The organism is Paenibacillus sp. FSL H7-0357 (genome assembly GCF_000758525.1).
Classification (GTDB): domain Bacteria; phylum Bacillota; class Bacilli; order Paenibacillales; family Paenibacillaceae; genus Paenibacillus_AQ.
Genome location: NZ_CP009241.1, coordinates 6387858 through 6401586, shown reverse-complemented (window position 1 = coordinate 6401586; position 13729 = coordinate 6387858). Strand labels below are relative to the sequence as shown.

General features: G+C 51.1%; 13 protein-coding genes. 11 read left to right on the top strand and 2 right to left on the bottom strand.

Annotation, left to right across the window (positions count from 1 at the left end):
• Positions 1-27: 27 nt before the first annotated feature.
• From H70357_RS28265 to H70357_RS36110, 6 genes are all read left to right on the top strand, one after another.
• Entirely contained in the window at positions 28-1131 is a 1104-nt protein-coding gene (locus tag H70357_RS28265) for a glycoside hydrolase family 88/105 protein (RefSeq protein WP_038596253.1), read from the top strand.
• 59 nt (positions 1132-1190) lie between these two features.
• Positions 1191-2534: a glycoside hydrolase family 28 protein gene (locus H70357_RS28260; protein WP_038596252.1), complete on the top strand. Its 1344-nt coding sequence runs from the start codon at positions 1191-1193 to the stop codon at positions 2532-2534.
• A 252-nt stretch (positions 2535-2786) separates the two neighbouring features.
• Positions 2787-3797 carry a ketoacyl-ACP synthase III gene (locus H70357_RS28255; RefSeq protein ID WP_081965973.1) on the top strand — a complete coding sequence of 337 codons (1011 nt, stop codon included), beginning with the start codon at positions 2787-2789 and terminating at the stop codon, positions 3795-3797.
• 170 nt (positions 3798-3967) lie between these two features.
• On the top strand, positions 3968-4969 hold the full coding sequence (locus tag H70357_RS28250) for an ROK family protein (protein WP_038596249.1): 1002 nt from the start codon (positions 3968-3970) through the stop codon (positions 4967-4969).
• A gap of 43 nt (positions 4970-5012) precedes the next feature.
• Positions 5013-6245, top strand: coding sequence for an MFS transporter (locus H70357_RS28245; protein WP_038596247.1), 1233 nt, complete (start codon positions 5013-5015; stop codon positions 6243-6245).
• Positions 6246-6350: 105 nt separating this feature from the next.
• Positions 6351-6512, top strand: a complete 162-nt coding sequence (locus tag H70357_RS36110) for a hypothetical protein (RefSeq protein ID WP_156130956.1) — start codon at positions 6351-6353, stop codon at positions 6510-6512.
• On the opposite strand, the gene H70357_RS28240 is transcribed toward H70357_RS36110, so the two are convergent.
• Together H70357_RS28240 and H70357_RS28235 are read right to left on the bottom strand one after the other, a co-directional pair.
• Positions 6494-7531: a LacI family DNA-binding transcriptional regulator gene (locus tag H70357_RS28240; RefSeq protein WP_038600694.1), complete on the bottom strand. Its 1038-nt coding sequence runs from the start codon at positions 7529-7531 to the stop codon at positions 6494-6496. The genes H70357_RS36110 and H70357_RS28240 overlap by 19 nt on opposite strands.
• 289 nt (positions 7532-7820) lie before the next feature.
• Positions 7821-8378, bottom strand: a complete 558-nt coding sequence (locus H70357_RS28235) for a GbsR/MarR family transcriptional regulator (RefSeq protein WP_038596246.1) — start codon at positions 8376-8378, stop codon at positions 7821-7823.
• Between the two features lie 254 nt (positions 8379-8632).
• Between H70357_RS28235 and H70357_RS28230 the strand changes: the two genes are divergently transcribed.
• The 5 genes from H70357_RS28230 (at position 8633) to yunB (ending at position 13648) form a co-directional block, all read left to right on the top strand.
• The gene (locus H70357_RS28230; protein WP_038596243.1) at positions 8633-9832 is read left to right on the top strand and encodes a quaternary amine ABC transporter ATP-binding protein; all 1200 of its coding nucleotides are present in this window, start codon (positions 8633-8635) and stop codon (positions 9830-9832) included.
• Positions 9829-10659: an ABC transporter permease gene (locus H70357_RS28225; protein WP_038596241.1), complete on the top strand. Its 831-nt coding sequence runs from the start codon at positions 9829-9831 to the stop codon at positions 10657-10659. Before H70357_RS28230 ends, H70357_RS28225 begins: the two co-directional genes overlap by 4 nt.
• 21 nt (positions 10660-10680) lie before the next feature.
• Positions 10681-11541, top strand: a complete 861-nt coding sequence (locus tag H70357_RS28220) for a glycine betaine ABC transporter substrate-binding protein (RefSeq protein WP_038596238.1) — start codon at positions 10681-10683, stop codon at positions 11539-11541.
• Positions 11542-11779: 238 nt separating this feature from the next.
• Positions 11780-12391, top strand: coding sequence for a TVP38/TMEM64 family protein (locus H70357_RS28215; protein WP_038600692.1), 612 nt, complete (start codon positions 11780-11782; stop codon positions 12389-12391).
• Between the two features lie 141 nt (positions 12392-12532).
• Positions 12533-13648 (top strand): sporulation protein YunB, encoded by a 1116-nt coding sequence (gene yunB / locus H70357_RS28210; protein ID WP_331281742.1) that lies wholly within the window; start codon positions 12533-12535, stop codon positions 13646-13648.
• Positions 13649-13729: the final 81 nt, after the last annotated feature.

Below are 13729 nucleotides of genomic sequence, written 5' to 3'. Positions count from 1 at the left end.
TATTCTTATGTTGGAAGGGGTAGTAAGATGATAGGCAGTCTGCCGAAAACACCCATGGAATGGGCAAAAAAAGCCTGTGACTCTTTAATGGATACTTATCAAGCGGGAGAGCTTCCTCCTGCACATCGCTGGCACTACCATCAAGGCGTGTTTCTGTGCGGGATGGAGCTGCTCTGGGAAGCTGTCCGGGAGGACCGCTATCTGGAGTACATCGGTCAATATGTGGATGATCTGGTGGATGATCAGGGCAATTTCTATTTTGCCCGCGATGAGCTGGATGCGGTTCAGGCAGGACTGCTGCTGTTCACGCTACATGAACGGACCGGCAAGGGCAAGTACCGGACGGCTGCCGATAAGCTGAGAAATCTGCTGCTGACAGTAAACAGAACCGCCGAAGGCGGATACTGGCACAAGGATAAGTATCCTTATCAAATGTGGCTTGACGGACTCTACATGGCCGGAGTCTTCTCGCTGAAATATGCCAATGCCTACGGGGAAGCCGGCTTGCGGCAAACCGTGTTGCATCAGGAGAAGCTGATGCGCAAATACATGAAGGATGAAGCTACCGGCCTTTTGTATCATGCCTGGGATGAGAGCCGGCGCATGCCTTGGGCCAACCCCGAAACGGGCTGCTCTCCCGAGTTCTGGAGCCGGTCCCTGGGCTGGTACGGTCTGGCATTGTCGCAATTTCTGGACCTGCTGCCGGCAGATGAACCGGGCCGGGCGGAGCTGGCTGCTGCGCTAAGCGAATTCGTGCAGGCCTTGATCCGTTATCAGGATAAGGACAGCGGACTGTGGTACCAGGTCGTGGATAAGGGCGATGAGCCGGATAACTGGCTGGAAACGTCGGGGTCCTGCCTGTTCGTCTACACCATCGCCAAAGCGGTGAAATTGGGTCTGGCTACTGAAGAAGCAGCAGCGGTGACAGCAGCCCAAAAAGGCTATGAAGGCCTGATCTCGGTGCTTCAGCAGGATGATCAGGGCCGCGTGATCCTGCCGGATATCTGCATCGGCACTTCGGCGGGCGACTATGAGAATTATGTCACCCGGCCTAAGGTCAGCAATGATCTGCATGGGGTGGGGGCGCTCGTCATGGCTTGTGTGGAGATGGAGTCTTTGTACAGAAGGTAAAAGGATAAAGCGGGAAGCTCTGCAGCGGTTGGAGCGCTGCTCGAGAGGAAGGGGGACCCATGTATAACATTGCGGATTACGGAGCGCTGCGGGATAGTCCAGTGCCGGCAACGGGAGCTATTGCGGATGCCATTGCGGCAGCGAGCAGAGACGGCGGCGGAACGGTGGTTATCCCGGCGGGGACATTCAGAACAGGGGCGGTGCTGCTGCGCAGCAACATAGAGCTGCACTTAAGCCCTGGGGCGGTTCTGTCATTCAGCACCGAGCCCGGGGACTTTCCGGCTGTGGAATCCAGATGGGAAGGCGTGAAACGGCAAGTGCATGCGTCCTGCATTTACGGAGAGGATCTAGTGAATGTATCCATTACCGGAAGCGGAATCCTGGAGGGCAACGGCGCCCCCTGGTGGAACAAGCACCGGAATCACCCGGAGGCGCTGGAGTATCCCCGTCCAACGCTGATCGGATTTAACAACTGCAGCCGGGTTACGATCAAGGATGTAACGCTGCTGAACTCACCGAGCTGGACGGTGAATCCGATCTGCTGCAGCAATGTGACGATCGACAATATCTCGATCCTGAACCCGCCGGATTCACCGAATACGGACGGCATTAATCCGGAATCCTGCTCGGGTGTGCGCATCAGCAACTGCAATATTGATGTAGGCGATGACTGCATCGCGATCAAAGCGGGAACCGAGGATACGAAAGAGCGGATTCCCTGCGAGAATATAACCATCACCAACTGTACGATGATTCATGGCCATGGGGCGGTAGTGCTGGGCAGTGAAATGAGCGGCGATATCCGCAATGTGACGATCAGCAACTGCGTGTTCAAGCAGACCGACCGCGGCATTCGCATGAAGTCCAGACGGGGCCGCGGAGGGACGATTGAGGATATTCGCGTCAGCAACATTGTGATGGAGGACGTGATTTGCCCCTTTACACTTAACCTGTATTATTTCTGCGGACCCCGCGGCAAAGAGAAATATGTCTGGGACAAAAATCCGTATCCCGTTACGGCGGAAACGCCAACGTTTAGACGGATTCATTTTGAGAGTATTACCGCACGGGGCGTCCATGCGGCTGCAGGTTTCCTGTATGGGCTGGCGGAGCAGTATGTTTCGGAGATTACCTTTTCGAATGTCGATATTTCAATGGCCAAGAATGCCGTTCCCGGCCAGCCCGACATGATGACAGGCATTGAGGATATGAACAACCGCGGATTTTTTCTGGGGAATGTACGGGATGTCCGGTTTCAGCAGGTGACGGTTGAGAATCATGAAGGCCCGGCCTTTTATATCGAGAATGGTGAAGAGGTTGAAATCATTAACTGCCGTTCAAGAAATACCGCCCAGCCGGAAAAGCTGGTGGAGCAGGTGGAAGTAGAACCGGCAAGCATATAGTTGCACGATGCTAAGAGCATACACCGGAATGTTACGGTGCTGTACCTAAGCTATGCTGCCGCTTACCCGTTTATCTTTTGTTCAATATGTTTACTAGGAACTGTGGCCTGTGTAGGCCATAGTTCTTTTTTTGATCTTCGGCGAGTCCAGGGAAATATTCACTTTACGGCTTTTTCCTTTGCAATATTAGCAGGTATCGCATATAATTAGTACCAAGTACTAAGACCAGATACTATTAAAGAGGTGATTTCATTGACGGGTGCGAAAATTACAGCGATTGGATCTTATGTGCCAGTCCGGAGGCTGACCAATAGCGATTTGGAACAGATGGTAGAGACGAACGATGAGTGGATTGTCCAGCGAACCGGAATCCGCGAGCGGAGAATCAGCCGTGAAGATGAATATACCAGCGATTTATGTGTTTCCGCCGCGCAGGATCTGCTGAAGCGTTATGGCAAATCTGCCGGGGACGTGGATATGGTTATTGTGGCTACCAGCACGCCTGACTTTTCTTTTCCTTCTGTAGCATCCATAATTCAGCACCGTCTGGGAATTCCGCTTACCGCCGGAGCTGTCGATATGAGCGCCGCCTGTGCAGGCTTTGTCTATGCCTTGCATACGGCCCACGCTTATGTCGCATCAGGATTGCACCGCAAGGTTCTGGTTCTTGGGGCAGATGCGCTGTCCAAAATTACGGACTATACCGACCGCAGCACCTGTATTCTTTTTGGGGATGGGGCCGGGGCGGTTCTTGTGGAGAGCGATGAGCAGGAGGACAACTTCCTCGGCTTCCATCTGGGCAGTGACGGCGGCGGAGCACATCATGTGTACCGCACGGGCCTGTCGCATAAGGTGAACGGGATTGAACTGATGAATCCAGGCAAGCTGGTGCAAAATGGCCGGGAGGTTTTCCGCTGGGCGGTAAGAACCGTACCCCAAGGCATCCAGCAGGTGCTTAAAAATGCGGGGGCAGAGCTTGCACAAGTGGACTGGCTGATTCCGCACAGCGCCAACCTGCGGATGATCGAGCCCATTTGTGAGCGCTTGGATTATCCTCTTGAGCAGGCTCTGTACAGCCTTGAATATTTCGGCAATACGTCGGCCGCAAGCATACCGCTCGCCCTGGACCTGGGTGTCCGCGAGGGCAAAGTGTTGAATGGCCAGCAGATTCTATTGTACGGATTCGGCGCGGGTCTGGCCCATGCCGGTCAACTCCTAAAGCTGGCGCTGGACCCGCAGGTCGAGCTTCCGGCGCAGCTTTAACCGGAACCAGCCGTCTTCCCCGGAAGCGGCTGGTTTTTTTATGGCCTAAATGATGTATTTGTGTTCAGATCTCCACTTGCCCCTTATAGCCTTGACAAGGACAGACTACTCGCTGCATACTAATTAAACAGGGTTTATTAAGTGACTTTATTATATGTTGGAGGATGCTTATGGAGAAGGCTAACGGTTACTTAATCAAAGATATTAATCTCAACCTTGTGCGGCAGGCCATGAAGCAGATTGGAACGGGATCTAAGTCACAGCTGGCCGCATTGACCAAGCTAAGCGTGGTTACTATTAATTCACTGGTCAAGGAATTGGTTCAGCTCGGTGAATTGTCGGAAGACGAAACGGTCCCATCCAATGGGGGCAGACCTGCGCTTACTTACCGGTACAATTACGGATTTAGCCTGGCGCTGGTCATTCATATGAATGAGAAGCAGGGTGAGGATGTAGTTGTTGTGACGGTAATTAATTTAGGGGATGAGATTATAGAGCGGGAAGAATACGGCATACCGCTGTTCAATCTTGAACGGTTTTATGAATTGATTGAGCAATATCTGTCGAAACACCCTACCATCAAGGTGATTGGGATCGGTATTCCCGGCCAGTCAGTCAATGGGGAAATCAAAGTAAGCAGTCATGACCAGCTGAAAGGCGTAAGATTGAGCGAAGTTATACAGGAGCAATTTGGATTGCCGGTTATGTTGGAAAACGATGTGAATGCTGCGATCAGCGGGTACTGTTCCCGAACCGAGAAAGATGATAATCAATGTGTGCTTGGTGTATATTTTCCAAGGTCCTATCCTCCCGGCATGGGGATTTATTTGAACGGGAGTGTAGTGAAGGGCAAGGACGGCATGGCCGGTGAAATTAAATTTCTTCCGGTGGAGGTGGACTGGAACAATCCGGTCAAAACTGAGATGTTTATAGAGGCAGCCTGCACGATTATTCATACGGTGAATGTTGTGCTTGCTCCGGATGAAATTGTTATTTACCAGAGCCTGATGGATGAGGAAACCTGGGGCAGCGCTTGGGAATTGTACAGATCTCAACATGCAATGCCTTCCATGCCGAGCATCATTCTGCTCGATTCATTTCATGAAGACTTTGAGGCAGGCATGCGCTGGCTGACCTTAAAGCAGCTGGAGCCTGATATTTGGGGCAATTGATGCCCAGTTATCCGGGAAATCACAGAGAGGAAGAAACATAACTATGGCAACTTGGTTTCTAATCATTATCTATCTTTCATTTATCAGCTTGGGCATTCCCGATTCGTTGCTGGGGTCCGCCTGGCCGGTGCTGCATCTGGAAATCGGCGCTCCCTTTGGATCGGCGGGTCTCATCTCTATGATCATTGCCGGAGGGACCATCGTCTCAAGTCTGGTAAGCGGCAGCATCATTAAAAAGCTGGGCACAGGGACGATTACCCTGATCAGCTGCTGTATGACCGCTGGTGCGCTGCTGGGCTTTTCCTTCGCGCCTTCACTGGTTTGGTTGGCGGTTCTGGCTATTCCCCTGGGACTTGGAGGCGGAGCGGTAGATGCTGCGCTCAACCATTATGTAGCCGATAATTACAAAGCCCATCACATGAGCTGGCTGCATTGTTTTTGGGGTGTCGGTGCAACGGCGGGGCCGATGATCATGTCCTTTTATATTGCGAACCACAATTCATGGAGAGAAGGCTATTCGGCCGTTTCGATCATCCAGTTCGGTCTGGTAATCGTTTTGCTTGTCACCCTTCCGTTATGGAAGCGGGTAGCGAAACTGCATCATGCTGCAGAGGTTGGGAATTCGAACGAAACCCAGCCTGACGGGCTCGAGGGGAGTAACACCGGCATCAGTTCCCCGCCTGCCAAAGTGAAGGTTCATCCCACTCGTCTCAAAGGCGTTAAATTCTCGCTTCTCGCATTCTTGTTTTATTGCGGTGTCGAATCCACGGTCGGGTTATGGGGGGCCAGCTATTTAGTAGGGGCAAGAGAGGTGTCAGCCGAATTGGCTGCCGGCTGGATTTCTATGTACTATGGCGGAATCACAATCGGCAGATTGATTACCGGATTTGTGACCCTAAGGATCAGTAACCGGGTGCTGATTCTGGCGGGTCAGCTTATAGCTGCCTTGGGTGGATTGCTGTTACTTCTTCCACTGCCTGACGTAATGACCCTCGTTGGACTCATCCTGATCGGGCTGGGGCTTGCGCCGATATATCCCGGGCTGCTTCATGAAACACCGGCCCGTTTCGGCAAAGAGAACTCCGCGCAATTAATGGGGTACCAGATGGCAGTCGCCTATACAGGAACAACCTTGCTGCCCCCATTGTTTGGTCTAATCGCTTCCGGAATTAGCATCAGCCTGTTTCCGGCCATCGTATTGGCGTTTTTGCTATTGATGATGCTGAGTTCAGAGCAGGTGAACCGGGTCCTGAAACGAAGCCGGTCAGAAGCGTAGACCATCAGAAGCGTAGACCGGGTGCAAGAGAGCAGCCGGTATGAATATTCTTATAGGCAAAAGCTGTTCAAGCTTTTAATCTATAAGACAAAGGAGGCACGACTATTGCTAGTGATCGAAATCTTGTTTGGTATCGTATTTCTTATAGTTTTATATTGGATCGTCCGTAAAATTGTCAATTCTCCTTCGGTGCAGAAACATGCGGCAGAGAGGGACAAAAAGTTTAAGGACGATTTCGAACGCGGGGCTTATAAAGAGGATTGGTGAGGCTTAGCATTCAACCGGCTGCCGCAGGATTCGCGGACGATTAGCGCCGGTTCAACGACAAACGAACCGCCTTCTGATTGATTGTTAATTAGATCGAACAGCATATGAGCCGCAAGTACGCCAAGCCGTTCTTTGTTCTGGCGGATCGTAGTCAGCGTAGGGCTGGTGTATTTGCAGGCCTCAATATCGTCACAGCCGATGATGGCGATATCTTCAGGGATGCGCAGTCCGTGCTCCTTCAAGGCGCGGATGGCCCCAAGTGCCAGCAAATCGGAAGCGGCAAAGATCGCTTGCGGCAGGCTGCCTTTCTCGATGAGAGTCTGCATGGCCGCATAACCGCTGGCTTCAAAGAAATCCTCTCCATGCACGAACCACGTGGGATTCATCGCCAGACCAAAATCTTCGATTGCCTTGATATACCCTGCTTCCCGCCGGTTGGAAATATCCGAATCCGCCGTACTGCCGATAAAGCCAAGCTCTCTGTAGCCAAGCAGATAGAAATGCTCTACGACCTTGGAGGAGATTTGATAGTTGTCCGACATCACATACCCGGATTTTTTACCCTTAAGCTCCATATCTACGCCGATGCAGGGAATGCTGCTCATATCGAGGTCGCGGATTGCGGGCTCCATCTTCTGCCCGGAGATGATCACGCAGCCATCCACATGAAAATGCTGGCAGCGCGCGAAATAATCACCGCTGCTGATAAATTTCTCGTTGGAGAAAAAAATTAGATCGTACCCCAGCACACCCATCTGTTTCTTGAAGGAATTCAGCACCTCAATGAAAAAAGGATGGGTAAATTCGACATTAAATTCACCGGCAAAAATGACCCCGATCAGACTCGATTTTTTGGTGGCCAGTGTTTTCGCGGAATTAGAGGGGGAATATCCGGTTTGTTCGATAATCTCCAGCACCCGCTGTTTCGTTTTTTCCGAAACATCGCTGTAATTATTCATGATTTTCGAAACCGTTGAGACGGAGACACCTGCCATTTCGGCAATCTTTTTAATATTCATTTGCATGGTAAAGCCACCCTCCGACTGATCATGAATTCCGGGAAAAAGACTGATATACTGCGGTTTTGGTCCATCGCTTACACTTTATCCATTGCAAAAATCAGTTATTCCTAGTCTATTAAACTTGTTGATACAAGTCAATCCGCAGCCGTTATTTCCGAAACCGATTTCGGCCTGGATTTTCATTTATAAATCCGCAGCAAATAGTAAATAATAAACGGCCATAGCCCCTTTGCGGGGCCATGGCCGTATTTATTATGCGGTGCAGCAGGGAGCTCACGCTCCTTGTTTACTTTTCTTTGGGAATGAAGTCGAATATCTTGCCGGTTTCCAGGGCTTCAATCAGCTTCAGCAGCCAGCGGTAGTACTTAATGGCTTCTTCAATTTTTGCTTCATCTCTATTCAGGAGCTTCTCAATATCCGGATTGTCAGCATACTCGGATTTTATTTGTTTGATTTCAGCAAGCGATTTAGCCAGTGCGGACATATTTCCCTCTACGGCTTTTCTCCATTTAATTGAGAAATAGTCACTGAAATTCTGATGCCAGTCGGGAACGACCTCGAACAGATCTTTTCGGGTTCCTTTTCCCCACACCTTGTCGATCATCTTCAGGTCAAGCAAGGTGCGCACTCCTGTACTCATGGATGTTTTGCTCATTCCCATCGTACGGCTTAGCTCGTCCAGCGTTACGGGGCCTTGATTAAAGTACATGTAACCGTATAAATGCCCAATGGATAGGGTGATTCCGTACAAATCCATGTTTTTGCCAATGGAATCAATGACCCGTTCGCGGACCTTGCTGATTTTCTCTATTTGCTCGGGCGGAAGCCCTTCTAAATCGTTCATGATGTCCCTCCTGAGGATTAGGCTAATAAACTGCAAACCTCTCCAATGTATTGTAATCAAATCTGCTGCAATAAGTAAAGAATTCATGCAGAACGGAATATGGCGTAAAACAGAGTATTCTATACGTAAAGTACGTAAAGTTAAAACTGTACACTAATTTTTTAGCGAATATGCACTTTGCGTCGCTTTTCACAACTCCGTTACACTTGTTGAGAAGCACAAACGTGAAATATAAGGGGAAGAAGGAGGTCACCATGGCAATTATAGAGGTAAAAGAACTTACCAAAGTATTCGGTCATGATGCGGGACGGGCACTTCCATTACTAGCACAAGGTTGGTCTAAAGAGAAGATTGCCCGTGAAGCCAAGCTGACGGTTGGTGTCAACAAGGCTGAATTCAGCATCGAAGAAGGAGAAATATTTGTCATCATGGGTTTGTCAGGTAGTGGCAAATCCACGCTAGTCCGTTTATTGAACCGTCTGATTGAGCCCACAGGGGGCCAGGTCTTTTTTAAAGGCAATGATGTGGTCAAAATGAATCCCGAAGAGCTGCGCCGGTTCCGGCGTAAAAATATCGGCATGGTCTTCCAGAAGTTTGCATTGTTTCCGCACCGCACGGTGCTGGCTAATGCTGAATATGGTCTTGAAGTACAGGGCGTGGAGAAAAAAGAGAGAACCCGGCTTGCCATGGAGGCACTGGAGCTTGTAGGCCTTAAAGGCTGGGAGAACCACCGCCCTGATCAATTGAGCGGAGGCATGCAGCAGCGTGTGGGTCTTGCGCGCGGTCTTGCCAATGACCCGGATATCCTGCTGATGGATGAAGCCTTCAGTGCGCTTGATCCGCTGATCCGCAAGGATATGCAGCAGGAGCTGCTGGAACTGCAGGCAAGAGTGAAGAAGACGATCGTGTTCATTACGCATGACCTGGATGAGGCCCTGCGGATCGGTGACCGGATCGCTTTGATGAAGGATGGTGTGATCGTCCAGATCGGCACTCCGGAAGAGATCCTTATTCAGCCTGCGAACAAATATGTGGAGCGGTTTGTGGAGGATGTAGACTTGTCGAAAGTCCTGACAGCTGCGCATGTGATGCGCCAGCCGGAAATGATCCGGCCGGAACGCGGTCCGCGTGTTGCGCTTCAGCTGATGCGGGACAGCGGCGTATCCAGTCTCTATGTGGCGAGCAATGAAATGAAGCTGCAAGGCGTACTTACTGCAGAGAAAGCGCTGGAGGCACTCAAGGAGAATAAAAGCATTCTTGAAGTGATGGTCCGTGAAATTCCCCGTGTACGTCCGGACACGCTGCTGAACGACCTGTTCGAGCTGATGTCCGAGACACATCTGCCGGTTGCGGTAGTGGATGAAGAAGATAAGCTAAAGGGCATTGTGATTAAAGGGGCAGTACTTTCCGCCCTTGCAGGCAATGCGGTACCGGAAGGAGGCATCGGTTCATGAATTTACCTAAATTACCTATAGGCAAGGGGATTGAATGGCTGGAGGACTGGCTTACTACGTATTTCGGGCCGTTCTTTGATCTTATTCATGCGGTTATTGGAGGCATGGTGGACGGAATCGATGCGGCTTTAACCTTCCTTCCGGCTATCGTCCTCACGGTGATTATCGCCGCCTTGGCTTACTGGATCGGCAAATGGCGGATGGCTCTATTCGCAGTGATCGGGCTGCTGCTGATCGACAATCTGGGTCTATGGGATCCTTCTATGCAGTCCCTGGCGCTTGTGCTTACTGCATCACTGCTTGCTGTGCTGATTGGTGTTCCGGTTGGCGTGTTTTGCGCGCAGAGTAAGACTGTTCAAAATATTGTGACTCCGATACTGGACTTTATGCAGACGATGCCTGCATTTGTGTATCTGCTGCCGGCGGTATCCTTTTTCTCGCTTGGCGTAGTTCCCGGAGTCATTGCTTCTATTATATTTGCTATTCCACCTACGATCCGTCTGACGAACCTGGGGATACGCCAGGTGTCGCCGGAACTCGTAGAGGCTGCGGATGCGTTCGGTTCGACGGCGGGCCAGAAGCTGTTTAAGCTGCAGCTTCCGATTGCCATGCCTACGATTATGGCCGGCATTAATCAGACGATTATGCTGTCGCTGTCGATGGTCGTCATTTCGTCGATGATCGGCGCACAAGGGGTAGGGGCCTATGTATACCGGGCGGTATCACAGGCTAAGACTGGCGCAGGCTTCGAAGCAGGGATTGCCATTGTAATTATAGCGATCCTGCTTGACCGTTTGACGCAGAAGCTGGTTAAACCTAAACAATAATGACGGGAGTGTTTTATTTAGATGAAGAAAAAAGGATTCGGATTGCTGTTGACGGCGTTGCTGGTATTTGCAATTGCCGGCTGTTCATCAAGTGAAGGAAAATCTGTGAAGCTGGCATATGTGGCCTGGGATTCGGAAATTGCCAGCACGTATGTAGTCAAAGAGGTTCTGGAGTCCAAGCTGGATGCGAAGGTGGAAATGCTTCAGGTTGATGCTGGACCGATGTGGGCCGGCGTTGCGGACGGAAGTGCGGATGGAATGGTAGCTGCCTGGCTGCCGAGCACCCATGCTTCCTATCTGGAGCAGTATGGAAAAGATATAGAGGATCTCGGGGCCAACCTGAAAGGAACCAAGACAGGTCTTGTTGTTCCCACTTATATGGACATCAACTCCATTGAGGATTTGAACAATCCGGAAATGGCAGCAGCGCTGAACAACCGGGTTGTCGGGATTGAACCCGGAGCAGGAATTATGATGGCCACCGAAAAGGCGCTCACTGACTATAAACTGAGTGATTATAAGCTGCTGGAAAGCTCGTCGGCCGCTATGGTTCAAGAATTGGGGAAGGCATACACCAATAATGAGCCGATTGTAGTAACGGGCTGGACGCCGCACTGGATGTTCGCCAATATGGATCTGAAGTATCTGGAAGATCCCAAAAACGTATATGGCGGAGCAGAGCAGATTCACACTATGGTACGCAAAGGTTTGAAAGAAGATATGCCGGAGGTGTACAACTTCCTCGATAAATTCACATGGACACCTGAGGAAATGGCTCAGGTCATGGTGGAGATTCAAGCCGGGAAATCGCCTGAGGATGCTGCTAAGAGCTGGGTAGAAGCGAATGAGGATAAAGTGAATACTTGGATTGCTGCAGAATAATAATAACTGTGCCGGTACTGCAGAGTCATTTTGCAGCGGGTTAAGATGTGTGCTATGATTAGGTCAACATAAGGCTACAATTTTGTAACCTGTAGCCGGACATTGTTCCCGCCATAACACATTCTTTAGCAGGATCATCAACAAACACCCCGTAAGGGGTGTTTTTCTTGAAGAATTAGTGATTTATAAAGACTCAGCGGAGCTGATGCTGAAAGGAGTCACGAAAGGGGACGGCTCCATGACGGAGGTCATAAACGGCTGGATTGATTGGCTGCTGCAAAGTCTTGGGCTGAACGGACCGTATATTCTGTTAGCAACGATTCCGCTCACGATTCTGCAGAGTTTGTTCGGATTTTTCCCGCTGGCGATATTGATTGTTCTGCATGTCTCCGAATTCCATGTGATCGGCGGTATGCTGGTCAGCTGGCTGGCTTGTAATTTAGGCGCCATACTCGTGTATTTTCTCTTCCGGCGGTACCTCTATGGCTGGTTCGACGAGAAATGGAGATCCAAGCTGAAGCGCTATGACAAGTGGCAGCGTTATTTGGACCGCTACGGCATCTGGACGCTGGTGCTGCTTCGCACCATTCCGATTGTTCCCAGCAACGTAATCAATTTCATGGCGGCGGTCTCGCCGATCAAAGCCTCGGCTTATATTTGGGGTACGGTGCTCGGCAATCTGTCCTTCATCTGGCTGTTCGGAACGATCGGCTCTTCACTGGTTGTCCCCAGGGAGGAATGGAACGGATTTCTTGCCTGGTATGCGGTTTTTATTATTATTTTGCTGGGCATTTTTATCCGGCGGCATTGGGCCCATCTGCAGGAGGATAAGCGGAGCCGGATGGAGTAATAACTTTAGAAATTATGGACATGAACGTTTCTCACGGTACTTCGCACCGTGAGAGGCGTTCTTCTTTTTTGTCCTCTTCCCGAATAGCCTATAGTAAGGGGCGGCGGCTTGACCGCAGGAATGCAGGGGGGACTTAGACTCATGGGCAGAATAAAAAAATGGGGAAGCCGCAGGGCGGTTATGCCAAGCCTGCGCCTGCGGGTGCGGCTGCCGAAATTCAGCTTGGGCAGCATGCCAAGACCGGCCGGGCGAAGCCCGGCGTTTAAGGCGAAACCGGCCAAGCCGGGAATCAGAGCCGCTGGACAAGGAGCGCGGTTCTCGCCAAAAAGACGGGGGAGCGGGTTCAGCTTCTCCGGCGGAGGCGAGCGGAAGAAGGCGGTTTCCGTATCCGTCCAGAAGACGCAAAAGCCGCGCAGACGGGGCCGCTTCTGGATCATCCTGAGCCTGCTGCTGATATTGGCGGTGCTTCAAGGCCTGCGTTATGTCGAGCAGCATTTGAAGCCGCCGATTATTCATCTGGCGCAAATCCGGGTGAAGCAAATTGCCACGGAGTCGATCAATAAGGCGATTACCTCACAGGTGGCCGATGCAGGAGATGCCGAAGCGCTGATTGACTGGAAGACGGATAAGGAAGGCAAAATATCGGGCTTTATGCTCAATTATAGAGAGCATATGCGGATTACCTCGCAGGCGGCGGAGGTCATTCAGTCCACGCTGCAGGAGCTGCATAATCAGACGGAGCGTATCCCGCTCGGTCAGGCGCTGGGCAGTCCGCTCATCGCTTCCTTCGGGCCGGATGTGCCGATCAAGATCGAACCTCAGGGCGCAGTTAAAGTAGAGCTGAACACCCGCCAAAAAAATGCCGGAATTAATATGATTCTGGTTGAGGTCTTCATTCATGTTGTCACTGAGGTTGCGGTTGTCATTCCGTTCGACATGGAGCCGCAGGTAGTGGATACAGAAATTCCTGTATCTTATCTGATGGTTGTCGGCGATGTTCCGATGTACTACTACGACAATCAAGGCCAGCCAGTCGGTGAGAATGGAAACAACGCACCGGGCATTGCCATTCCGGCTCCGCAGGCAAGCGGGGAGAAGAGCGGAACTGGCGAGGGCGGTTCGGATACTGATGAAAGCGGCGAGAGCAAAGATCCGCAGAGCGGCAGCACGAATGATCCGCCCGCGAGCAGCAATACTTCCGGCAATGCCGGAAACGCAGGTAACGGCGGAGCGGCGATTGAGGGTGGCGGCGAATAGTATAGGTGAATTGGATTTAATTTGGGAGAATCCGGAAAAATCCGCCAATGGAACAGGGATATCACCGCGTAGCGTTCATAC

Bases quoted from the DNA above. Each gene is read 5' to 3' on its own strand.
- H70357_RS28230 (WP_038596243.1), top strand. From the start codon at position 8,633: ATGGCAATTATAGAGGTAAAAGAACTTACCAAAGTATTCGGTCATGAT.
- H70357_RS28235 (WP_038596246.1), bottom strand. From the start codon at position 8,378: ATGAACGATTTAGAAGGGCTTCCGCCCGAGCAAATAGAGAAAATCAGC.
- H70357_RS28245 (WP_038596247.1), top strand. From the start codon at position 5,013: ATGGCAACTTGGTTTCTAATCATTATCTATCTTTCATTTATCAGCTTG.
- H70357_RS28225 (WP_038596241.1), top strand. From the start codon at position 9,829: ATGAATTTACCTAAATTACCTATAGGCAAGGGGATTGAATGGCTGGAG.
- H70357_RS28260 (WP_038596252.1), top strand. From the start codon at position 1,191: ATGTATAACATTGCGGATTACGGAGCGCTGCGGGATAGTCCAGTGCCG.
- yunB (WP_331281742.1), top strand. From the start codon at position 12,533: ATGGGCAGAATAAAAAAATGGGGAAGCCGCAGGGCGGTTATGCCAAGC.
- H70357_RS28240 (WP_038600694.1), bottom strand. From the start codon at position 7,531: ATGAATATTAAAAAGATTGCCGAAATGGCAGGTGTCTCCGTCTCAACG.
- H70357_RS28220 (WP_038596238.1), top strand. From the start codon at position 10,681: ATGAAGAAAAAAGGATTCGGATTGCTGTTGACGGCGTTGCTGGTATTT.
- H70357_RS28250 (WP_038596249.1), top strand. From the start codon at position 3,968: ATGGAGAAGGCTAACGGTTACTTAATCAAAGATATTAATCTCAACCTT.
- H70357_RS28215 (WP_038600692.1), top strand. From the start codon at position 11,780: ATGACGGAGGTCATAAACGGCTGGATTGATTGGCTGCTGCAAAGTCTT.
- H70357_RS28265 (WP_038596253.1), top strand. From the start codon at position 28: ATGATAGGCAGTCTGCCGAAAACACCCATGGAATGGGCAAAAAAAGCC.